This window comes from Peristeroidobacter agariperforans (assembly GCF_004138335.1).
In the GTDB taxonomy this organism is placed as follows: domain Bacteria; phylum Pseudomonadota; class Gammaproteobacteria; order Steroidobacterales; family Steroidobacteraceae; genus Steroidobacter; species Steroidobacter agariperforans.
Genome location: NZ_RYFW01000002.1, coordinates 947,463 through 971,413, shown reverse-complemented (window position 1 = coordinate 971,413; position 23,951 = coordinate 947,463). Strand labels below are relative to the sequence as shown.

The following is a 23,951-nucleotide window of genomic DNA, read 5'->3' as shown; positions in this document are numbered from 1 at the left end:
CAACGAGCTCAATGAGCAGTTGAGATCAGAGAGCGCTGGCGCCGACGTTTCCGTCTGCTGTCAAAAAAAGTTCAAAGTCCGCCAGCTCGATGTCGAGCGGCGATGACGATTCGATCGCCTTCCTGTCGCACGTCCGCGTCGAATACATTCGCGACGGCGCGACTGAAGCCCAGCGCATTATTGACTGCGAACAGACCGGCAACGGGGACTGTCGCCAACCCCGGATCGGCGATGACGATGGGCGTGTCGCTGTAGCGTGCATAGAGGGCCACTGCTTCCGCCAAGGTTTCACCCTGCAAGGCGATCTTGCCTTCGCGCCAGGCCAGCTCGCGGCTGAGTTGTCCATAAGACAACGCTCGCAGCTGCCATCCCTGCTCTTTGCCTTCGAGCAACGACGCGCCAGTGTTCGCCGACAGCGGCAGGGTCGCCTGTCTCTCTTCGGCGAGCACGACGCGGCCCTCCTGAACCAGCACCTGCGCGGGCTGATCGTTCAATTTGCGCACGACGAATGTCGCCGCCGAACCTTCCAGCTGCTTGCCGTCGACTTCAACCAAAGTCGGCGACGTCGCCGCGGCGCCCTCGATCAGGACTTCACCTCGCAACACACGGATGCGTCGCCGGCCCTCGTCGTCGTAGAGCTTGATGTGGGTATCGGTGTTGAGTGTCACCGTGGCGCCATCTCCCAATGGCACAGTACGCATCTCACCCTTGGCCGTGGCGTAGGCCGTAGGCATCTGCAACGTTGTCACAAGCATCACGGCGACCACGAGCGATGCGGCCAGCGCTCCGCTCCACTTCATCATCGGTCGTCGGCGCTCGACGTGCGCGGGAGGCGGCGGTTCGGCTGCCGCAGGTTGAAAGTTCTCAGGATCGTACTGTGGGCCGAGTGCCCGCGCCGACTCGCTGCGCATCCATATCGCTCGCGCGCGAATGAACGCGCCCCGGCGGCGTCGATCGGCTGTCAGCCATTGCGTCAGCTCTTCAGTTTCGCCGGCGGCAAGGGGCGCACGATCCATCCGGGCCACCCATTCTGCCGCGGCTCGATCAATATCCTGACTGGTTTCGAGCTCTTGCACCGGCACGCCTTTGTTCACGCTTCAACTGATTAGAGCTTTTAGCGGGTGGGTTTCCGCCACTGGCGAACCAATCTCCCAACCAGCGAAGGCCACGAACGATGTGCTTCTCGACTGTGTTCTCTGAAAGTCCCATGCGCGAAGCGATCTCCCGCTGAGACAAGCCGCGGACCCGGCGTAGAACGAATGCCTCGCGAGTCTGCCCCGGCATGCTGGCGATGACTTCCGCCAGTCGGCGCAAATCGTCGTGCGCGATGGCGCTTTGTTCCGGAGTGGCCGCGTCGTCGGGCAGGTCCGCCAGCCCGAGATCTTCGACGGCGAGGATGGGCACGATCCGCGCCCGGCGAATGCTTCGAACGACCAATGAATGGGCGACCTGGAACAGGTAGGCGCGCGGATTCAGGATGTCGTCTACGCGCTCGCGCTCGGCCAGCAGCGCATAGCTCTCCTGCACTATGTCATCCACGTCGAAGGCCCCCGGCGCACGTCGGCGCGACAGCCAGCCCCTGAGGGCGGCCTCGTGGGGCAGGATGTGGTGCACGAACCAGCGAGCTCTCTCGACATCGTCCAGAGGGAAATCCCTGTCCCCCTCTAATTCGGTTCGATCAGACACCCGCGTCCACATTCCCAGCAGCAAAAAACGACGGCAGATGCTAGGCGGTGCGTATGACGGATATGTTTCAGCCCCTCCTGCCGAGGTAACTATTTGTGATCTGCTGATGGCAGCCCGGCATGAACGGTGACCGATTCGTGACCGCGCCGCGACTGAACCGGTATCGGCCAGCTCCTACGATAGCTCCAACACTGGCCAACTACGTGGGAATACAAGAATGCGCGGACTTCGGACTAACAGCGAATCGCTGGGCTACTCGGCCCTGCTCGCCCTGATCGTTGCGGGGAGCACGAGCGCTACTCACGCTGCCGAGGGCGACACCGACACGAACGCTTCGGCGGATTCGCAGATCGAGAGCGTGACGGTCACGGCTCGACGCCGCGAAGAAGCGGTTCAAGACGTACCGCTGGCGGTATCGGTACTCAATGCCAACACCATCGAGCAGACCGGCACCATCAACGTCGGCCGCCTTTCGCAGCTGCAGCCTTCGGTGCAGTTCTATTCCAGCAACCCGCGTAATTCCAGCGTCAACATCCGCGGCCTGGGCACGCCATTCGGCCTCACCAACGACGGCATCGAGCCCGGCGTCGGCATCTACATCGACCAGGTTTATTACAATCGCAACGCCACCGCGACGTTCGACTTCCTCGATGTCGAGCAAGTCGAGATCCTGCGCGGCCCGCAGGGCACGCTGTACGGCAAGAACACCACGGCCGGCGCGGTCAACATCACTTCGCGCAAGCCGACGTTCACGCCGGAAGCACGCGTCGAGCTGACGCGGGGCAATTACGATTACATCCAGAGCAAGGCGTCGGTGTCCGGCCCGCTCATTGGCGAAACGCTCGCGGGTCGCCTGAGCGCTTCGTACACCTCGCGTGACGGCACTATCTATAACACCGCCACCGGTCAGCACATCAACGAGCTGGACAATCGCGGCGTCAAGGGCCAGCTGCTCTGGCAGGCGAGCCAGGATTTCAAAATCAACTTCTCCGCTGACTACACCGAACAGGATCCGATCGGCTATGGCCAGGTGTGGGCCAGGACTGGCTCGACTCAACGGCCGCTCAATCGCCAGTACGACGCGCTCGCCGCTGCGTCCGGCAACTATCAGCCGCCGAGCTTCAATCCGTTCGATCGGCTGACCGACCTGGACACCCCGCTCACCGCCATCCAGCAATTTGGCGGCGCCTCGGCGGTGGCCGAGTGGAACGTCGGCTCCGGCCAACTCACCTCGGTGAGCGCTTATCGCAAGTGGGACTGGGGTCCGTCGAACGATCGTGACTTCATCGGCTTGCCCATCACCACCGTGTCCGCGAATCCGTCCAAGCAGCGTCAGTATTCGCAAGAGCTGCGCTACGCCGACTCCGGAGACAAGATCGACTACGTCGTCGGCTTGTATGGCTTCTACCAGACCGTCGATACCTCCGGCGTGCAGGAGCAAGGCCCGCTCGCGAGCCGCTGGTTGCTCAGCGGCGCGAACGCGAACAATCCTGCCATCCTCGACGGGCTGCGCTCGGAGAACGACATCGGCCTGAAAAACACCAGCGTCGCGGCGTTCGGCCAGCTCACCTGGCATATCACGGACGATCTGCGGCTGCAGCCCGGCCTGCGCGTCAACTACGACAAGAAGGAAGGCAAGTACATTGCAACGGTGACGAATGCGACCAGCACGCCGCTCACGTCTGCCGAACGCGGCGTGCTCGCGCCGCAGAGCTATGAGCCCGAGTTCGACGACACCAACGTGTCGGGCGACTTCACGGTGTCGTATGACGTGGCCGATGATGTGCTCGCGTATGTTACTTACGCTCGCTCGTTCAAATCGGGCGGCATCAACCTGTCGGGCTTGCCGCTGGATGCGAACAGCCAGCCCATCACTGCGGTGGCGACGGTCGATCCCGAGAAGACCAACCACTACGAGGCCGGTTTGAAGACGCAGTTGTTCTCGCAAGGCGTGACGCTCAACTTGTCTGCATTCTGGACCGACATCGACGACTATCAGGCGACGGTCACGAACAGCCAGGCGAACGTGATCCGCGGCTATCTTGCGAATGCCGAGCAAGTGAGAGTGCGTGGCGTGGAGTTGGAATTGAGCACACGACCGCTCGACAATCTGAGCGTGTTCTTCAACGGCGCCTACACGGATCACGAGTATGTGAAGTTTCCTGATGCGCCGTGCCCGCCGGAGCTTTCGGGCGGCACCGCTGCGAGCGCCGCGAATCCGCCGAGTGCGCCCGGCACACCTGGTGGCTTCAGCCCGCCTTCCTGCGATATCTCCGGCCAATGGTTGCCGGGCGTTTCGAAGGTCGCGCTGTCGTATGGATTCGAGTATGACTTGCCGCTGAATGCGCTCGGCGCCGAGGGCGGCGCGTACTTCGCGTTCGACGGCAGCTATCGCTCCAAGTTCTCGTCGAATCCGTCGCGCTCGATCTATACCGACGTGTCGGGCTACTCGCTCGCGAACTTCCGCGCCGGCGCCCGCTTCGGCGACGGCTGGAACGTGTACGGCTGGGTGCGCAACGCCTTCGGCAAGGACTACTTCGAATTCCTGTCCACCCAGTCGGGCAGCACCGGCCTGGTCGTCGCGCAGCTGGGCGATCCGCGCACCTATGGCTTGACCGTCAACAAGTCGTTCTGATCGATCGATGGAGCGGGCAGCTCGGCTGCCCGCTCTCGCTGTTCTCCGGCAGATGGAACAGAATATCCCGCCAGTTCTTTACTGACGGTGGACTCTTCTCTGAACATGCTTTTCAGCGTCGCGCTGGGCATCGGGCTCGCGGCGGCGACGGGCTTTCGCGTGTTCGTGCCGCTGCTGGTGGCGGGATTCGCAGCTCGGGTCGGCGTCATCCCCCTGGCCGACTCTTTTCAATGGCTGCAAAGCACGCCCGCGTTGATCGCCCTGGGGACCGCGGCCACGCTCGAGACGCTGGCTTTCTATATCCCGGGCGTCGATCACCTGCTCGATGTCCTGGCCGGTCCATTGGCGGTCGTGGCGGGCGTGCTGGCCAGCGCTTCGGTGATGGTGGATGTGCCGCCGGAAGCGAGGTGGCCGATTGCGATCATCGCCGGTGGCGGCATTGCCGGCCTGACCAAGACCGGAGCCGCTCTGCTGCGCGTGAAAAGTACAGCGTTGACCGGCGGGCTGGGCAATCCCGTCGTCAGCACCGCGGAGACCGCGAGCGCTGCGACGATTTCTATTCTCGCGATCCTGGCGCCGATTGCGTGTGTCGTGGCAGCACTGGCATTAGCGATTTATCTCTTCCGGCGACGATCTCGTCGTGCACGCGCGCGAAGCAATCCGGCAGATTGATCAGCGTCGCGGCGACATTCAATGCTCGCTGCAGATTACGCAGCGGCCAGGAAAGCAACCGATCCACTTGATAGCTGCGGTGCTCCGCCCGCAGGCACCATTCGCAGAAGTGCTCGCAGTTGTTATTGAGAAAGTGATAGCGATGCTCCCCAAGGCGGGACAGCGCGCGACTGACGATTTCGGTGCTGCTGAACGCAGGCGAGCTTTCCGGGATCACGTACCACGGTCGGCCTTGCGTGAACCGTTCCATCGACACCGCTTCAATCGGACCGGGGCGCAGGCTGCGCACGAAACCGGCGTAGTGCGCGACCAAACCGTCGCCGAGATAAATGCCGTGGTGAACGTACGCTCTGCGCTCGGTGGCGATGTGCGCTCCCGGCTGAGGCAGATCGGGCGGACCGCCGCCATCGGCCGATCGATTCTGCTGACTACACCATTCCGAGTCGCCAGCTTCGGCATCGCATATGGAAGGCACTACACCGCTGAATGCGAATGTGGGGTTGGGCTTTTCCATGGGGGCTCCCTAAACAGGGCTACAATCTCTGTGCAACCTTTTACGGGGGATGCGCGTCGCAAGGGTCATGGCAGAAAGGAGAGCAAAAACAATGCAAGGACTCGGCCTGGCTGTCCTGATTGGTGGCCTTGCCTGCGCGACCGCTGGCGCCGCCGAAGGACCGCAGATACAAATCGAGGACGTGGACCGCTTCTACAAAATCTACGACGCCGCGAACGGCCACCCGACCGTCGAGCAGCTGCAACGTGACTATCTCGATGCCGGCACCGAGGAGCTGCACACGCTGGCGAAGATTCGCAACGTGACCGCTCAGAGCATCGCCGACCGGATCGCAAAGCAGCCTGCGATCTACGCCAATGCCAAGCGCTGTCTCGCGGTTTTGCCTGGCGTGCGGCAGCGTCTGGAGGTTTCATTGCGCGAGTTGGTCAGGCTCTACCCGCAAGCTCGCATTCCGCCGGTCACGATCGTCGTCGGTCGCGGCAAGCCGGTCGGCGTCGGCTATCCCGACACGGGATTGCAGATCGGCCTGGAAGCACTGTGCGCGGTGGATTGGTTCTATCCCAACCTCGAGGATCGCTTCGTGCACGTCATCGCGCACGAGTACGCACACATTCAACAAGTGGCGACCAACACCGACGAAGATCACTTCACGGTATTGCAGCGATCCCTCTTGGAAGGCGCGGCCGAACTGGTCGCGGAACTCACGTCAGGCAAGACGGGCTACGCTCACTTCGGCCCATTGACCCAGGGCCGCGAGAAGCAGATCGAAACCGCATTCATCGCCGATCAGGACAAGACCGATCTGTCGCAATGGCTGGATAACAGTACGCTGGAAAAGCCCGGCGACCTCGGCTACTGGGTCGGCTATCGAATCTGCAAGGCCTACTACCAACGCGCTCCCGATAAAACCCAAGCCTTCCGCGACATCCTGGAAATGACCGACGCCAAAGCGTTCCTCGCCAAGAGCGGCTGGCACCCCGGTATTCAATTGCAATAGGCATCCGATGATATTGATGCCCGGCTTCGACGATGAGCTGCCGGACTCATCGACAAATTCGTGTCTGCGAGTATCCGTTGACTATATTCGCGTGGGAAACATTCGTGAAGATCCGAAATACATCAGCGATCGCAATGGTGGCTGTCTCCCTGTGGATGGGAGGTGCAAACGCCGCGGAGCAATCGACGCAGCAGGTTATCTCGCTCGCGGATAGCTACGTTGCCGAGTACACCAAGACCTTTCCCGAGATGGCCACATTCAGTGGCGTGAAGCAAGAACACCACGATGGCCTGAGCGACAACTCCCTCGCCGCGCTGAAACGCTGGCAGGTTTTGGAAGACGGTTGGTCCAAGGAGCTCGCCAGGATCGATTCGGCGCCGCTGTTCGGCAAGCCCGAGTGGGTCGTGCTCGGCTTCTTGCGGGAAGCCGTCGAATCGTCGCGTCAGTTGCGCGTTTGCAAATACGAGCTGTGGCCGGTCAATCAAATGTCCGGCTGGCCCTTCATGACGACGCAGCTCGCTGCCATCCAGCCGGTGGGCTCCGAGCAGGCGCGTCGTGAAGCGCTCGCGCGCTGGGGCAAGTTGCCGCGTTACTTGTCGAACGAGCTGGACAATCTCCGCGAAGGACTCCGAAACGGCTACACCACGCCCAAAGCCAACGTGCAACTGTTCATCGAGCAACTGGATCAGATGCTCGCCAAGCCGGTCGAGGAATGGCCCATGTACAGCCCGGCTTCACGCGATGAGTCGCCGGAGTTCAAGAAGGCCTGGGCCGCGCTGCTGAGCGAACAGGTCAGGCCGGTGGCCGAACGCTACAATCGATTCCTGAAAAATGAATATCTCGCCAAGGCGCGCGAATCCATCGCCATCAAGGCGAATCCGAACGGCGAGCAGTGCTATCAGGCCTCCTTCCGCAGCTACACGACGCTGGATCGTCCCGCCAAAGAAACATTCGAGCTGGGACGTCGCGAAGTGGACCGCAACCTGGCGACCGCGCTCGCCATCGGTAAGAAGGAGTTGCAAGCGAACGATCTGCCGACGTTACTGAAGAAGTTGCAGGACGATCCGGCGAATCATTTCACCAGCCGCGACCAGCTGCTGACGTTCGCGCAGGCGGCCGTCGACCGCGCCAAAGATCACATGCCGAAGTGGTTCGCCCGCGTGCCCGAGGCGAAGATCGTCGTCGAGCCCTACCCCGATTTCCTGGAGCAGACCGCCAGCGACAGTTATTGGCCCGCCGCCGAAGACGGCAGCCGGCCCGCGATGTATCGCATCACGCTGTATCCCTACGCTCAAACCACGCGCTCGAATGCCGAAATCACCGCGTTTCACGAAGCGTATCCCGGTCATCACTTGCAGATCGCGCTCGCCGTCGAACGGCCGGCCGCACATCCCATCACTCGCCTGGTCGGCAATTCCGGCTTCAGTGAGGGCTGGGCTCGCTACGCCGAGGCGCTTGCGGAAGAAATGGGGCTGTACAGCTCCAACTACGCGCTAGCCAATCGACGTTTGTGGCCGGCACGCGGCATGGTCGTGGACCCGGGCATTCATATGTTCGACTGGACGCGCGAGCAGACGATCGCGTTCGTCGCCGAGAGCGGCCGATTCGACGACAACACGGCCAGGTCAGTGGTGGACCGCGTCGCCATGTGGCCCGGCCAGCTCACCGCCTATGACACCGGCGCGCTGGAATTCTTCGCCCTTCGCAAGCAGGCCCAGGAAACATTGGGCTCACGCTTCGACATTCGCGAGTTCCACTCCGTGCTGCTGGAGAACGGCGCAGTGACCTTACCGATGCTGCGCGAACAAGTCGCGCACTGGCTGAAGAGCAAACACTGACAGAGTTGACAGGCGGAAACGCCGCGCGAAGTGCGTAGCATCTCTCTCCAGTGGCGCGGTGGCCGATCGGTGAGGCAGAGGTTTGCAAAGCCTCGTAAATAGGTTCGAATCCTGTCCGCGCCTCCATATTTATGACGAGGGATCGGGGCTCCTGCCCCGCCCCTCCGAGCGCGGCGGGTACGTCCATGTACCTGGGTGGCACGCGATAGGGCAGCGTTAGGCCCGGCGCCAAAGGGTCTTGCCGCCGGGCTGATCCTCCAGAATCACCCCGACACTGTCGAGTTGCTGGCGGATTCGATCCGCTTCGGGCCAGTTCTTGCCCCGACGCGCCGTATTGCGCTCCTCGATCAAAGACTCCACCGCCGAATCCGCAATATCTGCTTCGCCGGCCCCGCGGAGCCATGCTTCGGGATCGGCTTGCGCGAGGCCCAGCACACCAGCGAGCGAGCGAAGCTCCGCACCGAGCAGGGTCGCTTGTGAGTTGTCACCGGCGGCGCGCGCCGAGTTGATGCCGCGTGCGAGCGACTGAAGTACCGCCAACGCTTCGGGGGTATTGAAGTCGTCGTCCATCGCTTCACAGAAGCGCTCGGTGTGAACACCAGACTGTACTTCGTGAATTCTCGGCAGCTCCCGTAGCGCGGTGTACAGGCGCACCAGCGCCGCATCCGCTTGTTCGAGCTGCTCGAGCGAATAATTGATTGGTCCTCGGTAGTGGCTCGACAACATGAAGTAACGCATCACCTCCGGATGACGCAGCTTCGCCAGCACGTCTCGCAAAGTGAAGAAGTTGCCGAGCGATTTCGACATCTTCTCGCTGTCCACATTCACGAAGCCGTTGTGCATCCAGAGGTTCGCGAAGTGTGAGTGGCCGGAAGCGCCGCAGGACTGCGCGATCTCGTTTTCGTGATGGGGGAATTTGAGATCCAGCCCGCCGCCGTGAATGTCGAAGTGGTCGCCAAGCAGCGACGTCGACATCGCCGAGCACTCGATATGCCATCCGGGCCTGCCGCTGCCCCACGGCGAATTCCACGCCGGCTCGCCAGGCTTGGCGGCTTTCCACAACACGAAATCGAGCGGATCGCGCTTCGCCTCGACGACTGCAACCCGCGCGCCGGCACGCAGATCCGCAAGACATTTTCCAGACAATCGGCCGTAGCCCTCGAACTGCGCGACCGAATACATGACGTCGCCGTTCGACGCCACGTAGGCATAGCCACGCTCGATCAGGCGCTCCACCATGGAGATGATTTGCGGAAGATATTCCGTCGCCCGCGGCTCGTGATCCGGCGCGACGATGCCCAGCCGTTCTCGATCTTCCCACATGGCGCGGATGAATCGCTCGACCAGCGCTTCCATCGGCTCGCCATTCTCGGCCGCGCGACGGATGATCTTGTCATCGATGTCCGTGATGTTCTGAACCAGCGTCACCGCGAAGCCGCGACGCTGCAAATATCGTCGCACCATATCGAACACCACAAACATCCGCGCGTGGCCGACGTGCACATGGTCGTACACGGTGATGCCGCACACATACATGCGAACGTGACCCGGCCGGATCGGCGCCAGCTCCTGTTTCTGGCCGGAAAGCGAGTTGTGAATGCGGATCATGGTCCTGCCTCGTAGGATGAGTGCAATGGGAGCGAGCCGCGCAAAGCTGGTGCAGCCGCGCGGTCCTGGTGCGAAGAAAACGAGATAAGTTAAACGAGCTTCAGGCTCACGGCTCGAACGATGGCCTGAATCTTGTTCGAGGCGCCGAGCTTCTGGATCACGTTGTTCATGTGGAACACCACCGTGCGCTCGGTGATGCTCAGGATCTGCCCGATCTCCCACGCGGTTTTGCCGTCGGCCGACCACTTCAGGCATTCCCGCTCGCGCGGCGTCATCGGGATGCTCTGCTCGGGCAGAAGTTTCGGCAAATCGATGCGCACTACGGCGTCGTTCAACATGCTGGCGAACATCTGGGCCCGCCCGATGAGCGCGGCCATTTCGGCGGACGGCAGGTTCAGCGGCTTATCGCGCGACAGGCTCATGAGCCCGGTCAGGCCCGGCTGCCCGTGAACCGCAAAGCTCATGCCGGCTCTGAGTCCCAGCGCTTCTGCCTCGTCCCAGAACTCGCGGGATTCCCCGGTGTGGAACTTCTCATCGCTCCAGATCGCAGGCAGCGAGCTGGTCTGCACGTGCTGAACGATCGGATCGATCTTGAAATATTCGCGCGCAATGTAACGCTCGTGCCATTGCAGCGGAAAACCGTTGATCACGTGATGCTGCAGCCTGAGCGACGGCGCGCTGATCGTGAGCACATACGCGAAATGTTCGAAGCCGCTCTGCCGGGCGAACTTGTCCATTTCGGCACGTAGCTCTTCGGAGCTGTGCGCGCGTTCCATGGCATCGTAGGCCTCGCACAGCAAATTCAGCGTCCATGAGTTTCCCATAGGTGGCCGTTTGCCCGGTTGCCCTCACCTGAGCCCCTCGCCCCCCTCGACTGGCTCCCTGCGTTCTTGTCGCTACGCTGGCGCTGCGGGGCATGTTTTACAAGTCCTGCCCTCGGCGCTCGCCATCGCGCTGCCGAAGACACTATACGAGATGAGTTTCAGAAAGGTAACAGGCGCGTGAAGGGCAAAAGGCCTATTCGCACTCAACGCTGTTTGTTCAGGCTGCGTTCGCCCGCCAGCAGTTCTTCGACGGCGCCGCTGCGCCATGGCAGCGACTCGATCCAGTGGAACAAATGAATCTGCGCGAGCGCCGGCGGCTCGGCGCTGCCGGTGCGCGAAATAAGCTGGATATTCGTACGGATTTCGCTCGGATTGACCAGCACGATGAGGCCGTCGACGACCCCCCAGTCCCAGCCGATGGATACGGTCTGGTTGCGCCACTGCCCGACCCATTCGGTGATGCCGGTGATGCTCGCGCCACCGCCGGGCACGGCGATGGTGACATCCTTCTCCGAAATCAGATGGCGCAGCTCGACCTCTGCGAGCACCTCGCTGGGTATCCGCACGAATCCATCCGGTGTGTTTCCCTCACGCTGCATTATTCAGACCGCCCTGTGCGCCCGACTTTGGGGGGCGCGTCCGTACCGCCGTGACAAATCGCAAATCAGGCTGCCACTCCTGCCGCACTGGGATGCGACATGTCCAATGTGATGTGCGCGGGAGCAGGAGCTACAGCCTTTTCTTTCTCGACCTCGATAAACAAGGCCACTGTCAGCTGTCCGTCAACCAAAGCCGGTGGACCGATACGGTGGGCCGGCACCCCGGCCCGTAGCATCAATCGTTCTACCCCGATCGACGTGACGAAGATCAATCGGCGTATGTTATGGCGCTGGGCACACTCCAACACTTGCTCGAGAAAGTCCAGCGTCGGCTTGGAAAGCGCAAGAATACGCCCTTCGCCGGTTTCGCGCACGCTCGTCGCGAAGCGGCTGAGCTCCCAGATGTTGGGGGCTCTCGGTGTGTCGCACCCGCTGAGCAGCTGAGGAAACAGCTCCGGCAGCATGTAGTTCTCCATCGTGGGCAGCAGGCGTGCGCACGCGGTGATTCGATCCGTATCGTCGGTGAGAACGACGTACTTCGCGCTCGACGTGTCGTACTGATCGCGCTCTACGCCGTCGGTTGCCGGCAGCGACCACTTGAGCCGCTTCACGAACACTTCGTGACGAAACTCGTGCATCAGGTGGATGAGGGCGGAGCTGAGTTGCCTACAGTTCCCGGTGGAGAGGTTTGGCATGCCAGAGTTTCCTTAACGCGCCGTCCGTGGATGGATTAGATGTCAGGCCGGGATGCCCTGGTAACTGACAGGTTTGACAGCTGAGTAGACCTTACGCGGCTCGAGCGAAGTCACGTCGTCGACGTCGACCTCGACGCTGACGCTGCTGCTCAACAGCGGCGCATTTATCACCAGGCGATCCTCGTTCTTGATGCGAACGAGCTCGCCCTGGATGCCCATGAACGGTCCGGCCACGACTTCGACGCGCTCGCCCGGCATGAGCCGCGGATTCACCGCCAGATCCGTGCCGCTGCCGACCAGGATCTGCACCGCCTCCAGATCCTTCTCCGGCATCACGGCCGGCTTGTCCCCAGAGAGAATCAGGCCACACGAGCCGCGGATGTAACGCATGTGCTCGAACTGCTCCACGCGCGGCTGCACGAAGATATAGCCAGGAAACAAAGGCATTTGGACGAAGGTGCGCGGACCGTTGGCGCGTCGGCGCGGCACTGGGTGTCTGGGCAGATAAGCGATGATCTGTTTCTGCCGCAGGCTCTGCTCGACTGTGTTCTCTTGATGGCTGCGCGTTCTAAGCACCAGCCACGGATCTGTCTGCGACATAGCCAATACCCACCTTCCCTTCCGTGGGACTGACATTACGTCGATGCGCCGCCTTGCGTAGCTGGAAACTCTTGCAGGTCGGGGGTGGTCAACTCCTTTCGAGGCACATGGCGCAGTTGATGCCACTGAAACCCAGGCTGATTTTTACTGCACGCTGGATATCGTGATCGACGCAGCGGCCGCGCACCCAGTTGCAAGCGTCGTCGATGGGCTGCTCGAGATTTCCGCAGGGATGCAGCTTGCCCGCTCGCATCTGTAGCAGAGTGGCGACGAGCTCACTCGCACCCGCGGCGCTCAGTCCGTGCCCGATCAGCGACTTGGTCGTGTTGATATAAGCGTGTTTGAGTCCCACCTCCTCGATGGTCTTGAGCTCGGTCGCATCGCCCAATCGCGATCCGGTGCCATGCGGATTGACGTAGTCGATGGTCTGCGCATCGAAGCCGGCCTTTTGCAGAGCCTGCCGGATCACACCCACCTCGCCCTCGAACGAAGGATTGGGATTTCTGTTGGCATCCATTCGCACGCCCCATCCAGCGACGCGTGCATAGGGCCGTACACCGGCCCTCGTGGCCGCACCCGCCCGCTCCACCACGACCACTCCGCAAGATTCGCCGAAGATGAAGCCATCGGTGCGCCGATCGAAGGGTCGACACGCGAGCTGCGGCTGTGCCGCGAACTCATCGGATCCCATCGCGCCCAGCGACCGCAGTCCCTGACACTCCCAATGGGAAAGATCCATCAATGCACCGACTGCGATACAAACATCGACCTGGCCGGACGCCACGGCCTGCACCGCCTGGATGGCAGCGAGCTGTCCGCTGGCCGATGCACCGCCGATGGTGTATGCGAAACCCCGGATGCCGAAGACCTCGCTGCACATCCCGGAGATATCACTATCCATGAACGACAGACCATAGGTCGGACGCAGGAACTGCGGCCGCTCGCGATAGGACTCGTGAGCCCGAATCAACTCTCGTTGCTGGACGTTGGATCCACCGACGACCAGGCCGATGCGCATCGGGTCGACGTGCGACAGCCTGGCGTCGTGCCATGCTTCGTGCAGCGTAGCGAGCGCCACTTGCCCGGACAGCGATGCCGTTCGAAGAATGCTCGCGGGGATGCCGTCGGCCGGCGAGAACGAAGGAATCTCCGCGCCGATGAACTGAGTCGTCGGTGGCTCGTCTCCCGTCGAACACTGCCGTCCCGGCCGCTTCATCACCGCAAAATTGCTGTTGCCTTCCAGCAAAGCCGCAGTGAAGTCAGCCGCACCGTGGCCGATGGCGCTGGTGATGCCAACGCCTGTGACGAGGATGGCGGATGAATCAGAGTTTTGCATGCAGCACGTTGACCAGCTCGCCGATGTTCGTGGCCTTGACGGTCTCGACCAACGGAATGCGCAGCGCCAGCGATTCGAGCGTCATCATCACGATCTCGGAGCGATCGATGGAATTGGCGCCCAGCTCGCGCAGCGACTGGGTAGGTTGGAACTGATGGCCGCGCAGCGCCGGAATCACTTCCTGCGTATGGCGGGTGACGATGGCGAAGATGTCTTCTTTGTTCACGATGCGCTCCTGTCAAAAGACGGGCTAACGCCCGAAGAGTGTCTCGATACGATCCCGGATCTCGGGGCGGTGGAAGGTCCGCTCGTGCATTTCGAGCTCCTGATCGATAGTCGCGGGCAGCCCGCTTCGTAACGATTCGACCAGGTGGTCCTTGAGCGTGACCAGCGACACTCGCGGCTTCTCCGCGATGTCTTTCGCCAGATCGAACGCGTAGGCGGCAACCTCGGCTCGCGGCAGCACTGGAAATGGCACACCGCGCCTCTGCAGCTCCTCGCCACGATAGGTTCGGGCCACGATCATCATTTCCTCCGCCAGCGTAATGCCGAGCTTTCTGGGCAGGATGAAAGTCGCCCCCATGCCCGGCGTGAAGCCGTACTTCATGAAGTTGGTGGTGTAAATGCTTTCGCGGCTCAGGATGGGGAAATCAGCAAACATTCCCAGCGCGAAGCCACCGCCGATGCCGTGCCCCTGCATGGCCGCGATGACCGGCACGGGGCAGTTCAACGCCAGGCTGTAGAGGTCGACGTCGGTGAACTTGCCTTTGCCATCCGACAGCAGCAGCAGACTTTCCTTGGTGCCGCCGCTGGCAAAATAGCTGTCGTAACCGGTGAGGATCACGACTTTGCAGCGCTCATCCTCGCTGACCTCGGCGAACGCCGCGATCAAGCCCTCGGCCAGCGGCATCGAGAACGTGTTCTTGCTCACACGATCCTGCATCCTGATCTGAGCGATGCCATCGTCGACGTAACGCAGCTCGACCGCGGGTTCCATGGCTACTCCGCTTCCCAAGGGAACTGACCGGTGCTCACATATCGTGCGATCTTCTGCAGATTCGCTCGGTCGGAGAACACCTCCACGTTTGCTTCCAATGCCTTCGATTTGGCCGCCTCCAGCGTGTCATCCAGATGCTGTGCGTAGCGCTTGTAGCGGTAGATCGCGGACTTCGACAGGCGACGCAAACGCAGCAGCTTCTTCCGGAGCAGATTGCCGCTGTCCGCGGCGCAGTCATCGACCAGGCCCCACTCGAGCGCAGTCTTCGCTGCGATGGGCTCGGTCATCAGCGTCATGTAGTTGGCGCGGGCGAAGCCGACCCGGCGCACGAGGAACGGCAGCACACACGCCGGCATCAGTCCGAACAACAGCTCGGACAGGCTGAAAGTCGCCTTGTCGTCGCAGATCACCATGTCGCAGGCGGCGACGAAGCCCATGCCGCCGGCATTCGCCTGGCCACGAACATGAGCGATCGTCACGTAGGGGCCGGACGCAAGCCGTCGCCACAGCTCGTACATGGGCTCCGGATCCATGACGGCCGGCCGCCCCGTGGCCTGGAAGCTCTGTTGCAAACCCTTGAAGTCGGCGCCGAAGCAGAACACTTCGGGGCTGCCTTCGAGCACCACGACCTTGATTTCCGGGCTGCAGCGATCCAGTGCCGCCGTGAACTCCTCGATCAGTCGATCGTTGATCGAATTGTTGGCGTCGGGGCGGTGGATCTGGATGAAACAAACATCCTGGGCCGCCCGCACCCGCAGCGTCTGGTACGGGAGCGCTTCCGCGATTACTGCACCCATTCGTACTTCCTCCCGTATTCCTTGATTTCTTTCAGGAACAGCGTCGGCCGGCCGTGCGTCGTGCGCGCCTTGGGAATGAAGTTCGAGTCCAGCACCACGTTGCGCGTGCCGAACTTCACCGCGTTGCTGCCGACCAGCAGGTCGTCGTACTCGTCCATCGACAGCTCATAGCGTCGATCCAGATGTTCCTTGATGCCCATGGCGCGAACGCGCTCCTGCCCTTCCTTGGTGGCGACGCCGCTGAAGAATTCCGAGCAGCAGCCCGAGCCGTACGAGAACACGCCGACTCGCTGCGGTTTGTCGAAGTTGGCGTTGGCAATGGTGCTCGCGAGCGACAGCATGGCGGTCGCGCCCATGATGTTGCCGACGCGTTGGCAATACGTCAGGCCCGGCACCATGCGACGCTCGAAGTCCGCTTCGATGTCCGAAGGCGTCACGCCTCTCACGTGCTTGCGCATCAAGCTGCGATGGGCCCCTTTCACCATGCCGCCGAACGGCGTGTGATAGGCGAGATAGCCGAAAGTGCGCTGGTAGTCCGCCCCGCTGACGCGCTTCTGATACTCGAGGAACGCGTTCTCGCTGCAGTCCAGGTACGACGTGAGCGACAGATCCGAGTCGCCTGCCTCACTGTCCGTGGAGGGGCGGCACGTATCCATCACTTCATAGCCATACGAGCCGATCGCGCCCGGGTCCACCTGAAACACGTGCGGCGTTTCGCTGATCAACAGCGCCACCGCGCCCGCGCCGCTGCTCGGTTCGGCGAACGACCATTCCATGGTCAGGGCGTCGCCGCCCTCTTCGATCATGAAACGTGAAATGTCGGTGGCAATGACCAGCGCCTTGGCGCCCGGCGACACCTGCGCGAGCACGAAGTTGATCGCGTTCTGGAAGCCGGCGACGCCGGAGAAGCACGCGTTCTTAACCTCGAACAGGCGGCAATTCCGATTCAAACCGAGCAGATCGTGACAGTAGGTGCTCATGGACTTGCCGAAGTCGAAGGCCGACTCGGTGCAAGTGATCACCATCTCGATGCGATCCTTCTCCTCGGCGCTCAGGCTATCGATGATGGGCCTGGCGGCGTTGACCGCGAACGTAATCGGATCTTCATAAGGCAGCGTGACGCTCTTCTGCTTCATGAGCAGATTGTCGAAACGCCTGCGATCAAGATTGCGATGCTCGGCCAGCTTCTTGACGTCCAGGAACGTGGTGCCGGCGAACACGTTCATTGCCTCGATTCCTGCCTTGACCATGACAAGCTACCTGCTGTTCGTAAGATGAGTGTTGAGCTTCAACAAGCCTTCAACGGCACGACCTCATCGAGATCGAAATAGCCGTTGTAACCTTTCATGTAGACCGCCGCGCGATGGCCAAATAGCACCAGCGCCGGCGTGCGCGTCTCGAGCGGCTGATCGTCCATCAGCGTGGACCGCACGCGCGTGCCCACGGGGTATTTCGTGTTCCAGGCAACGACCTTGCCGCTCGGATCGGTGGGGACGCGCGCCGCTGATGCTGCCGCGCGCGGGGACGAGCCGGCGCGTCGCAGCTCGGCCCGGTACGGCTCGAGCGCCGATTCCGGCGTCTGTCGCTTGATGGTTTGGAAAATGCGGGTCAGCACATCGCCGTACCCGACCTCCTCGAACACCGCGGCCTCACCGCGGTGTTCGGCCAGCGCCATCAGGTATTGAATGCTTTCGCACCAGCGCACGGTGCTGGCGATTTGATTGGAGAGACCGTCGACGATCTTGCCCTGCTCGTAAGGCCGGGCCGTGACATTCGCGAGCACCGGAATCTTCGGCGCCGAAAATTTGAACGTGCGCAGATACGTCCCAAACTCTTCCATCGCATTGCGCATGAAGCGCGAGTGGAACGCGCCGCTGGTCACGAGCGGGTAATAGAGCATCGTGCCCACCTGGAACAACGACTGCGCCTGAGTGATCTCGTCCAGCTGGCCGGAAATCACGATCTGCGACGGCGTGTTGTAGTTGGCCAGGTCGATATTCTTGAGGCCATTGCGCCTCAGAATGGTTTCGATCTCGTCCTTGCTGGCATTCAAGATCGCCGCCATGCCGCCGTTCGAGACGCGGCTCATCAACTCGCCGCGCCGGCGCACCAGCCGCAAGCCTGTTTCGAAATCGAAGCATTCCGCAGCAAGCAAAGCGTTGAACTCGCCGAGGCTGTGGCCCGCGACGAAATCCGGCTTGCCCTGCTCCGTCACCTTCTTCAGGTACGACAGCGCGTTGACCACGAACAAGGCCGGTTGGGTGAATTGAGTCTGGCCGAGCTGGTTGCTCGGATCCTCCAGGCACAGCTCTTTGATGGAATATCCCAGGATGCTGTCGGCCTTGGCCGTGAGCGCCTCGAACTCGTCGAACAACGCCCCGCCCATGCCTCTGGCCTGCGACCCCTGCCCTGGGAACATAAAGACTTTCATGAACACCTCCACTTGAACCAGGAATTTTGATGCCAGTGGTTAGCGGTTGGCGGTTAGCCAAAAGGAGCGAGAATACTGCCGCCTTTCCCGAACCAACCGCGAACCGCCAACCGCTAACCGCTTCAGCCGCTTCACGCCGACACGGGCTCGATGGGTCGATCGCTGCCGACTCGATCGATGTTCGCCGGCGTCGCTTGAATGAAGGGCTCCGTCCACGCATCCAGCAAGTCACACGTCGCCTGCAGGTCATCGCTCAGCGCTTCGTGCAATTGCACGGTGAGCGCCATACAGCGATTCAGCGTGACGCAGCCCGCGCCGATCGGCTGAGCACGCGACACAGCGGGACCGAATATCCAATGGCCGGCGCCCGGCACGTTCCAAACACCCAGGTTGGAAAAGAGGCCCGTCCAGCCGTTGTTCTGTTTATCCCGATTGCGCAACTCTTTGCGGATGCCGGCCGCGCCTATCAGCTTGCCGAGGTGTAGCGCCGACCATGAGCCCCAATGGCAATGTCGATCCTTGAGACTCGTCAGCTGAGCCTGCAGCTGACCCACCGACGGGCGGCCCTGCATCTCGACTGGAAAAAAAGACATCTTGAGGAAGGTTTCCGGATGCTCAGGCCGCAGCCCTCCGCGCAGGTTCACCGGAATCATCCACAACCGGTTCGCCGCGTCGGGCGTCAGCTGGGCGGACACTGCTCTGTCGAGGTGAAACAGCAGCAGCGTGTTGACGGTCACGCCGGTGCTCTTGGCCGCTGCAACGATCGATGCCGTCTCGCGCTCGGTCAGCAGCTTCCACGCGACCCGCTGCCCGACGGGGCGAAAGGTGGCGTTACGAGTGCGATCGAAGTTGCGCCACTGCTGGGTTCGCACTTTCAGTGCCGGTGAAACAGCCATCAACCCGCGCACCGCGCGAGAGAATGTCAGGCTGTCTCCCTGCAAGGCCGGCAGCTCGTCCACGCGACAACCCCGCTCGCGCAGCAAATGCGCAAAGCCGCCAATGCCATCGAACTGATCGTGCGGCAATTCGACCCACTCGGGCTCCGCACGCGGCGCCTTGTTGACGCGGCCGTACACGATCGAGATGTCCTCGCCGCAATCGCGCATGGCCGAGAACCCTTCAGCGACCCAGTCGATCTTCATGATGGCTCCTTCACGTCCGTGTCATCGACCAGAGCGTGCACACGGTCGTCGTCCGCATCGTGATATCGATTCACCAGATCCATGAACCATCGATACCGCGCGTTATCCCACTGATAGCCGTCCAGCCGCTCATCGAGCGCGATCGCCTGCCTGAGCCCGGCCGGGAACATCTTGAATTGCCTTTTGATGTCTTCGGAGATGTGCGGCTGATCCACATTCACGGCGAAGCTATAGGGCTCGACCCGTCCGAAGTGGTGCACCGAATGCTGTGCGATCTCGAAGATGTGTCTCGGCAACTTGGGAAACACGCCCGGAATGTATTGGTGCAGGTCGATGTCGCTCTTCACCTCGATGGTGTAGTACAGCGCCGCGATGAGCGGATTGAGGAAAGGCGTCGGAAACGCGATGGTGCCGCGGAGAAATCCTTCCAGGTATCCGTTACCCGCCACGCCAATCAGCCCCGAGGGAATCGCGTCGTGGTGCGAGCCGTGCAGATAAACGAAATCGAACTCCGAGTTGTGACCCACCCAGTGGTCCCGATAGAACCACTCGTTGATGACCTTGGCGAAGTTGACTGAGAGCACCACGCCGGCGACCAGCGTGATCGGCAGCAATACCAGCGAGAAATTCGCGTGCGTAATCACCAGATACCACGGCGCGACCAGCACCAGATGCGTCAGCAGTCCGGTGCAATAGGCGTGCAAGATCTCGAAGACGATGCTCGGCTGCCGCTCCAGGCGCTTCTTCCAGATCGACTCCATCAGGATCTCCCGCACCAGATCCTTCTTGTAGAGGTGCGAGAACAGAATGACGGTTCGATACAGCGTGATGACGGCCAGGTGACCGTAGAACAGATACAGCGCGGCTTGGCGCATCCACTTTACGTGGTGCGGCCACTGCGGCGTCAGGTAGATGACACAGTTCTCCAGCAGCAGCAGGCCGATCGCCCACAGGTAGGCCGGCTTGATGTTCTGGATCTTGTAGACCAGCGAATACAGCACATCCAACGGATTCGAGAGAATGACCGGTTTCCTGAGCTCGATCCCGTGCCGGATCGGGAACGAAAACAACATGAACACGCACAGCGCCAGGCCGATGGGAGTCAGCACATTGGTCGCGCCGAAGCTGAACCAGAGCACCGTGCCGATGATCGCGAGCATCAGCGCATAGTCGAGCGCATCCTTCGGCTGATACGTAATTCGCTGCCGCTTCGCTCCGTAGAGCTTGTGGAAATATTCGGCTTCGGTGTTCATGGCCTGCCCTTCAGACGATCGAGATGACGACGTTGCCCTTCTTGCGACCCTGATCGACGTAGCGGTGCGCCTCGACGATTTCATCGAACCTGTACTGGCGATCGACGACGACTCGGATCTTTCCGGCTTCCAGCAGCTCGCGGATGAATTCGAGCGCCTCGGCAGTTTCCGGCGGCGCTTCACCGAGGATGAGTTTGTGCGTGCCCGAGAGCTTCGCTCGCATGACCTGCACGCTCGGCAGCACAGGAGTGCAATTCAGATAGCTGCCGCCGCTCTTGAGCACCGCGATGCAGCCGGCGAACGAGGCTTTCCCGACTGTGTCGAACACGACGTCGTACTTGTCGGGACGCTTGGTGAAGTCGTTCGCCGTGTAGTCGATGACGACATCGGCGCCCAACGATCGGGTGAGATCGAGATTCGCAGCGCTGCACACGGCAGTGACCTTGGCGCCAAAGTGCTTCGCCATCTGCACCGCATACGTGCCCACGCTTCCCGATGCGCCGTAGATCAAAACATCCTGGCCGCACTGGACTTGTGCTTTTCTGAGGTAATGCAGTGCCGTGCGCGCGCCAATCGGAACGGCCGCGGCTTCCTCATACGTCAGGTTCTTGGGTTTCGCGGCCACCGGACCGTCTTCGGCAAGGCATCGATACTCCGCATAAGCGCCGAAGCCCTGCAATGTCGCGGCAAACACCCGGTCGCCCTTTTGAAAACGTCGCACGCTCTCGCCCACTGCTTCGACTTCACCGGCGAGCTCGATGCCCAGGATGTTCCGGCGCGGGCGCCGGATGCCAAGCGCCATTCGCGCCGGCAACCATACTGCCGAGGGCACGGTGAAGCTTCGGATCCTGTGGTCGCCCATGCTCACCGTCGTCGCGTGAACCTTCACTAGCACCTCGTTACTCGCGGGCAGTGGCTTCTCCACGTCCTGCATCCGGAGAACTTCCGGCGGGCCATAGCCGGTGCACACGACCGCTTTCATTGCACTCTTCATCGTTGCGCGCCCTCCCTCGGGATGACCGCAGCCGCGCTCCTTGAATCGCGCAGCTTTGCCGGCCTTAAAACTGATATTGAACTTTGAAGGCGACCTGCTTCTGGTCACGAACATTCCACAGGCCAGCCTTTTCGTCGCGCGTGTACGGGTAGACGACGTTGAAGCCGAATCTCAGGTTGTCGTTCCAGTCGTAGGTGGTCTGCAGGATGGCCAGGTTGCTGTTGCCCGGCTGGGTGTAGAAGTTCATGACCTGGATGTTCAGGTCCTCGTGCATCAGCAGCTTGGTCATGCTGACGAGCAACGATTGACTGTCGCGCGGCGCACTGGCGACTTCGCTGGTCCAGTCGGAGACGTGCTGATTGATCGCTTCCACGCTCAACGTGAGTGTCGAGGAGGCTTGGTACTCCAGGCCCACATAGGCATCCACGGCGTCGCGCTTCACGACCTGCAACGCCGCGGTGTTGAACGGCAAATCTTGCTTCCAAGCCGCTTCGCCGCGGAGCACGAAATCACTGAAGGCGTAGTTGAAGGAGAACCCGTTCATCGAGAATCGCGCGCGCTCTCGAGTTACGGTCCCATCCTCGTTCATGCTCAGCGCGTAGTCGTTGTCGACCAGACTGGCGGTCATGAACGTGATGTCGCCGCGCGTAAACGTTTTTCTCCAGCTGGCGCCGTACTCCGAAAGATCGGTCTCGCCGCCCACCTCGCTTCGATAGCGAAATCTGTCGAAGGAATAGGCCGTGCCGCGCTCCGGGTTCTTGTTGAAGGAAGCGCGCGGATTGAAGAACACGCTGACGCTGCCCCACCCCGAAAACTGGTCGACGACCAGCATCGGCTGGCCGATCCGCAGCTCCTCCAGATTGAAGTTGAACAGCTCGCGGTTATCCCTGGGACTCACCTCGTCGGTAATCGGCGCCAGGATCGACTCGCCCCACGGCACGCTTTGAAATCCCGCCCGAATCGCCGTGTGACCGAAGCTGGTCTGCAAGTACGCCTGCGACACGAGAAAGTCCTCGCCTTCCGCGTCGTGACGATGATCCTCGCCCCAGAAGCCGGTCGCCTTGCCGTCCAGCTGCACGTAGAAATTGTCGAGCACGTACTTGGAATACTCGACTCGCAGCGAAGAACGATTCTTCACGACGTACTGCGGCTTCTCTACCTTGTAAGAAACCTCGTGCGCCAACGTTACACGCAGAGGTGAGCTCGACTGACTGCCGCTGCTGCTGTCCGTGGTGGACTCCTCCGCCGTCGAATCGACTATGGAAAAGTCCGGCACGGCGTGATCGGTGTTCGAGCTCGGACCGGGTTCCGGCTCGGGCGCGAGCGTCTCCGCACGCGCAATGAAGGGATTCACGGCGGTGAGGCACAGTGGCACGACCCACCGCAGATCGCATCGTAAAAGGTTTGGCATCGTCGCCCCCTCCGCTTCGACTTCACGACATCAGTGGTAATAGGTTCTCAGCAGGGCGAGATTCCTTTCCCTGAAGGTGAAGTCGGTGAGGCTGCGCTCGGTCAGCACTTCGTCCGGCACTTCGCGGTGATAGGTGACCGAGATGTTGTCGATGGACGTGATCCGGCTGGTCGACAGATTGTTCATGGTCTGCTGTCGCGACAGCCACACGTCGTCGATCAGCGTGTACTTCCGGTACAGGCGTTGCCGATACAGCTTGCCGGCGCGGTTATAGATATCTTCCTTCAGATAGATCTTGCGCTCCTTGTCCACCCACACGACGATCTTTCCATAGGCCGTTTTCCTGGCGCGCTCGGCGGTCGGCGTCACTTCGATGACCCAGGTCGGCCGCTCGTCGTAGGTTTCTTCCCGCAGCAACTGGTAAGTGAACTCGTTGATCTTGCGAGCCTGCGCGTCGTCACCGTAGAACTCGGTGCCGAAGAAGCTGCCGCCGTCCTCGTTGTCGCTGCCTGATACCAGGCGGCGCACCTTGCCCAGCGCCGGCAAATACAGGAAGTTTTCGTTGTCCCGGTCGGCCTCGTAGTACTCATAGCGCAGCATGCCCACGCCCTTGTCCGAGATCGGCTCGAGCACCAGCGCGATCGATTTTCCGTCGCGATTGTCGTCACCGTATTTCTTCTCGCCGACTTCCAGGACGACCACTCGCGGCTTGTCCTTGCAGCGGATGCCGCCGTCCGACTTCTCGTACTTGCAAGTGGACAACTGCGTTTTCACGACCGCCGTCGTGAACGCCTTGCGGTTCACGTCGTCGACCATCTTCATGATCTCGGGACCGGTCATGGCGGCAGGCAGCCGCAATGGCGCCATCAAACAGCCGATGGCCAGTGCACGGGCAATCGCGCCCCAGTAGGTTTTCATGGGA

Annotated in this window: 23 protein-coding genes and 1 tRNA gene; 5 read left to right on the top strand and 19 right to left on the bottom strand. The window is 61.5% G+C overall.

Annotated elements, in window-relative coordinates; all coding sequences use genetic code 11:
• Nucleotides 1-71: 71 nt before the first annotated feature.
• Together EK373_RS18015 and EK373_RS18010 are read right to left on the bottom strand one after the other, a co-directional pair.
• The gene (locus EK373_RS18015) at nucleotides 72-1,016 is read right to left on the bottom strand and encodes a FecR family protein (protein ID WP_129645109.1); all 945 of its coding nucleotides are present in this window, start codon (nucleotides 1,014-1,016) and stop codon (nucleotides 72-74) included.
• Nucleotides 1,017-1,044: 28 nt separating this feature from the next.
• On the bottom strand, nucleotides 1,045-1,698 hold the full coding sequence (locus tag EK373_RS18010) for an RNA polymerase sigma factor (RefSeq protein WP_129645108.1): 654 nt from the start codon (nucleotides 1,696-1,698) through the stop codon (nucleotides 1,045-1,047).
• 205 nt (nucleotides 1,699-1,903) lie between these two features.
• Between EK373_RS18010 and EK373_RS18005 the strand changes: the two genes are divergently transcribed.
• Together EK373_RS18005 and EK373_RS18000 are read left to right on the top strand one after the other, a co-directional pair.
• A complete protein-coding gene (locus tag EK373_RS18005; RefSeq protein WP_129645107.1) occupies nucleotides 1,904-4,321 on the top strand; it encodes a TonB-dependent receptor in 2,418 nt (805 codons plus the stop codon).
• A 105-nt stretch (nucleotides 4,322-4,426) separates the two neighbouring features.
• On the top strand, nucleotides 4,427-4,993 hold the full coding sequence (locus EK373_RS18000) for a DUF4126 domain-containing protein (protein ID WP_129645106.1): 567 nt from the start codon (nucleotides 4,427-4,429) through the stop codon (nucleotides 4,991-4,993).
• Here the strand turns inward: EK373_RS18000 and EK373_RS17995 are convergent.
• The gene (locus EK373_RS17995; RefSeq protein ID WP_129645105.1) at nucleotides 4,878-5,507 is read right to left on the bottom strand and encodes a lecithin retinol acyltransferase family protein; all 630 of its coding nucleotides are present in this window, start codon (nucleotides 5,505-5,507) and stop codon (nucleotides 4,878-4,880) included. The two genes, EK373_RS18000 and EK373_RS17995, sit on opposite strands and share 116 nt — an antisense overlap.
• Nucleotides 5,508-5,598: 91 nt before the next feature.
• On the opposite strand from EK373_RS17995, the gene EK373_RS17990 reads away from it, so the two are divergent.
• The 3 genes from EK373_RS17990 (at nucleotide 5,599) to EK373_RS17980 (ending at nucleotide 8,468) form a co-directional block, all read left to right on the top strand.
• A complete protein-coding gene (locus tag EK373_RS17990) occupies nucleotides 5,599-6,504 on the top strand; it encodes a gliding motility protein GldB-related protein (protein ID WP_129645104.1) in 906 nt (301 codons plus the stop codon).
• Nucleotides 6,505-6,608: 104 nt separating this feature from the next.
• Nucleotides 6,609-8,342 (top strand): DUF885 domain-containing protein, encoded by a 1,734-nt coding sequence (locus EK373_RS17985; RefSeq protein WP_157994406.1) that lies wholly within the window; start codon nucleotides 6,609-6,611, stop codon nucleotides 8,340-8,342.
• A gap of 52 nt (nucleotides 8,343-8,394) precedes the next feature.
• Nucleotides 8,395-8,468: transfer RNA gene (locus EK373_RS17980), tRNA-Cys, on the top strand.
• A gap of 90 nt (nucleotides 8,469-8,558) precedes the next feature.
• Here EK373_RS17980 and cysS read toward each other — a convergent pair.
• The 16 genes from cysS to EK373_RS17900 form a co-directional block, all read right to left on the bottom strand.
• Nucleotides 8,559-9,950 carry a cysteine--tRNA ligase gene (cysS, locus tag EK373_RS17975; RefSeq protein ID WP_129645102.1) on the bottom strand — a complete coding sequence of 464 codons (1,392 nt, stop codon included), beginning with the start codon at nucleotides 9,948-9,950 and terminating at the stop codon, nucleotides 8,559-8,561.
• Between the two features lie 89 nt (nucleotides 9,951-10,039).
• Nucleotides 10,040-10,774 carry a LuxR family transcriptional regulator gene (locus EK373_RS17970; RefSeq protein ID WP_129645101.1) on the bottom strand — a complete coding sequence of 245 codons (735 nt, stop codon included), beginning with the start codon at nucleotides 10,772-10,774 and terminating at the stop codon, nucleotides 10,040-10,042.
• 203 nt (nucleotides 10,775-10,977) lie between these two features.
• Nucleotides 10,978-11,340, bottom strand: coding sequence for a DUF4902 domain-containing protein (locus EK373_RS17965; RefSeq protein ID WP_157994405.1), 363 nt, complete (start codon nucleotides 11,338-11,340; stop codon nucleotides 10,978-10,980).
• Nucleotides 11,341-11,438: 98 nt separating this feature from the next.
• Complete coding sequence (locus EK373_RS17960) at nucleotides 11,439-12,068, bottom strand: acyl-homoserine-lactone synthase (protein ID WP_129645099.1); 630 nt, start codon at nucleotides 12,066-12,068, stop codon at nucleotides 11,439-11,441.
• 42 nt (nucleotides 12,069-12,110) lie between these two features.
• Nucleotides 12,111-12,668 (bottom strand): UpxY family transcription antiterminator, encoded by a 558-nt coding sequence (locus EK373_RS17955; protein ID WP_157994404.1) that lies wholly within the window; start codon nucleotides 12,666-12,668, stop codon nucleotides 12,111-12,113.
• Between the two features lie 88 nt (nucleotides 12,669-12,756).
• A complete protein-coding gene (locus EK373_RS17950) occupies nucleotides 12,757-14,004 on the bottom strand; it encodes a beta-ketoacyl synthase N-terminal-like domain-containing protein (protein WP_129645097.1) in 1,248 nt (415 codons plus the stop codon).
• A complete protein-coding gene (locus EK373_RS17945) occupies nucleotides 13,991-14,230 on the bottom strand; it encodes an acyl carrier protein (RefSeq protein WP_129645096.1) in 240 nt (79 codons plus the stop codon). Before EK373_RS17945 ends, EK373_RS17950 begins: the two co-directional genes overlap by 14 nt.
• A 24-nt stretch (nucleotides 14,231-14,254) precedes the next feature.
• Nucleotides 14,255-15,001, bottom strand: coding sequence for a polyketide synthase (locus EK373_RS17940; RefSeq protein ID WP_129645095.1), 747 nt, complete (start codon nucleotides 14,999-15,001; stop codon nucleotides 14,255-14,257).
• Between the two features lie 2 nt (nucleotides 15,002-15,003).
• Complete coding sequence (locus EK373_RS17935; protein WP_129645094.1) at nucleotides 15,004-15,798, bottom strand: enoyl-CoA hydratase/isomerase; 795 nt, start codon at nucleotides 15,796-15,798, stop codon at nucleotides 15,004-15,006.
• Nucleotides 15,786-17,048 (bottom strand): hydroxymethylglutaryl-CoA synthase family protein, encoded by a 1,263-nt coding sequence (locus tag EK373_RS17930; RefSeq protein ID WP_129645093.1) that lies wholly within the window; start codon nucleotides 17,046-17,048, stop codon nucleotides 15,786-15,788. Before EK373_RS17930 ends, EK373_RS17935 begins: the two co-directional genes overlap by 13 nt.
• Before the next feature lie 38 nt (nucleotides 17,049-17,086).
• Nucleotides 17,087-18,229, bottom strand: a complete 1,143-nt coding sequence (gene fabD, locus EK373_RS17925) for an ACP S-malonyltransferase (protein ID WP_129645092.1) — start codon at nucleotides 18,227-18,229, stop codon at nucleotides 17,087-17,089.
• A gap of 131 nt (nucleotides 18,230-18,360) precedes the next feature.
• The gene (locus tag EK373_RS17920) at nucleotides 18,361-19,371 is read right to left on the bottom strand and encodes a hypothetical protein (protein ID WP_129645091.1); all 1,011 of its coding nucleotides are present in this window, start codon (nucleotides 19,369-19,371) and stop codon (nucleotides 18,361-18,363) included.
• Nucleotides 19,368-20,624: a hypothetical protein gene (locus EK373_RS17915; RefSeq protein ID WP_129645090.1), complete on the bottom strand. Its 1,257-nt coding sequence runs from the start codon at nucleotides 20,622-20,624 to the stop codon at nucleotides 19,368-19,370. Before EK373_RS17915 ends, EK373_RS17920 begins: the two co-directional genes overlap by 4 nt.
• Nucleotides 20,625-20,634: 10 nt before the next feature.
• Nucleotides 20,635-21,606, bottom strand: a complete 972-nt coding sequence (locus EK373_RS17910) for an NAD(P)-dependent alcohol dehydrogenase (RefSeq protein ID WP_129645089.1) — start codon at nucleotides 21,604-21,606, stop codon at nucleotides 20,635-20,637.
• A 76-nt stretch (nucleotides 21,607-21,682) separates the two neighbouring features.
• A complete protein-coding gene (locus EK373_RS17905; RefSeq protein WP_129645088.1) occupies nucleotides 21,683-23,029 on the bottom strand; it encodes a DUF1302 domain-containing protein in 1,347 nt (448 codons plus the stop codon).
• A gap of 30 nt (nucleotides 23,030-23,059) precedes the next feature.
• Nucleotides 23,060-23,947, bottom strand: coding sequence for an outer membrane lipoprotein-sorting protein (locus EK373_RS17900; protein ID WP_129645087.1), 888 nt, complete (start codon nucleotides 23,945-23,947; stop codon nucleotides 23,060-23,062).
• Nucleotides 23,948-23,951 lie beyond the last annotated feature (4 nt).

Bases quoted from the DNA above. Each gene is read 5' to 3' on its own strand.
- EK373_RS18015 (WP_129645109.1), bottom strand. From the start codon at position 1,016: ATGGATCGTGCGCCCCTTGCCGCCGGCGAAACTGAAGAGCTGACGCAA.
- EK373_RS18010 (WP_129645108.1), bottom strand. From the start codon at position 1,698: ATGTGGACGCGGGTGTCTGATCGAACCGAATTAGAGGGGGACAGGGAT.
- EK373_RS18005 (WP_129645107.1), top strand. From the start codon at position 1,904: ATGCGCGGACTTCGGACTAACAGCGAATCGCTGGGCTACTCGGCCCTG.
- EK373_RS18000 (WP_129645106.1), top strand. From the start codon at position 4,427: ATGCTTTTCAGCGTCGCGCTGGGCATCGGGCTCGCGGCGGCGACGGGC.
- EK373_RS17995 (WP_129645105.1), bottom strand. From the start codon at position 5,507: ATGGAAAAGCCCAACCCCACATTCGCATTCAGCGGTGTAGTGCCTTCC.
- EK373_RS17990 (WP_129645104.1), top strand. From the start codon at position 5,599: ATGCAAGGACTCGGCCTGGCTGTCCTGATTGGTGGCCTTGCCTGCGCG.
- cysS (WP_129645102.1), bottom strand. From the start codon at position 9,950: ATGATCCGCATTCACAACTCGCTTTCCGGCCAGAAACAGGAGCTGGCG.
- EK373_RS17970 (WP_129645101.1), bottom strand. From the start codon at position 10,774: ATGGGAAACTCATGGACGCTGAATTTGCTGTGCGAGGCCTACGATGCC.
- EK373_RS17960 (WP_129645099.1), bottom strand. From the start codon at position 12,068: ATGCCAAACCTCTCCACCGGGAACTGTAGGCAACTCAGCTCCGCCCTC.
- EK373_RS17955 (WP_157994404.1), bottom strand. From the start codon at position 12,668: ATGTCGCAGACAGATCCGTGGCTGGTGCTTAGAACGCGCAGCCATCAA.
- EK373_RS17950 (WP_129645097.1), bottom strand. From the start codon at position 14,004: ATGCAAAACTCTGATTCATCCGCCATCCTCGTCACAGGCGTTGGCATC.
- EK373_RS17940 (WP_129645095.1), bottom strand. From the start codon at position 15,001: ATGGAACCCGCGGTCGAGCTGCGTTACGTCGACGATGGCATCGCTCAG.
- EK373_RS17935 (WP_129645094.1), bottom strand. From the start codon at position 15,798: ATGGGTGCAGTAATCGCGGAAGCGCTCCCGTACCAGACGCTGCGGGTG.
- EK373_RS17930 (WP_129645093.1), bottom strand. From the start codon at position 17,048: ATGGTCAAGGCAGGAATCGAGGCAATGAACGTGTTCGCCGGCACCACG.
- fabD (WP_129645092.1), bottom strand. From the start codon at position 18,229: ATGAAAGTCTTTATGTTCCCAGGGCAGGGGTCGCAGGCCAGAGGCATG.
- EK373_RS17920 (WP_129645091.1), bottom strand. From the start codon at position 19,371: ATGAAGATCGACTGGGTCGCTGAAGGGTTCTCGGCCATGCGCGATTGC.
- EK373_RS17915 (WP_129645090.1), bottom strand. From the start codon at position 20,624: ATGAACACCGAAGCCGAATATTTCCACAAGCTCTACGGAGCGAAGCGG.
- EK373_RS17910 (WP_129645089.1), bottom strand. From the start codon at position 21,606: ATGAAAGCGGTCGTGTGCACCGGCTATGGCCCGCCGGAAGTTCTCCGG.
- EK373_RS17905 (WP_129645088.1), bottom strand. From the start codon at position 23,029: ATGCCAAACCTTTTACGATGCGATCTGCGGTGGGTCGTGCCACTGTGC.
- EK373_RS17900 (WP_129645087.1), bottom strand. From the start codon at position 23,947: ATGAAAACCTACTGGGGCGCGATTGCCCGTGCACTGGCCATCGGCTGT.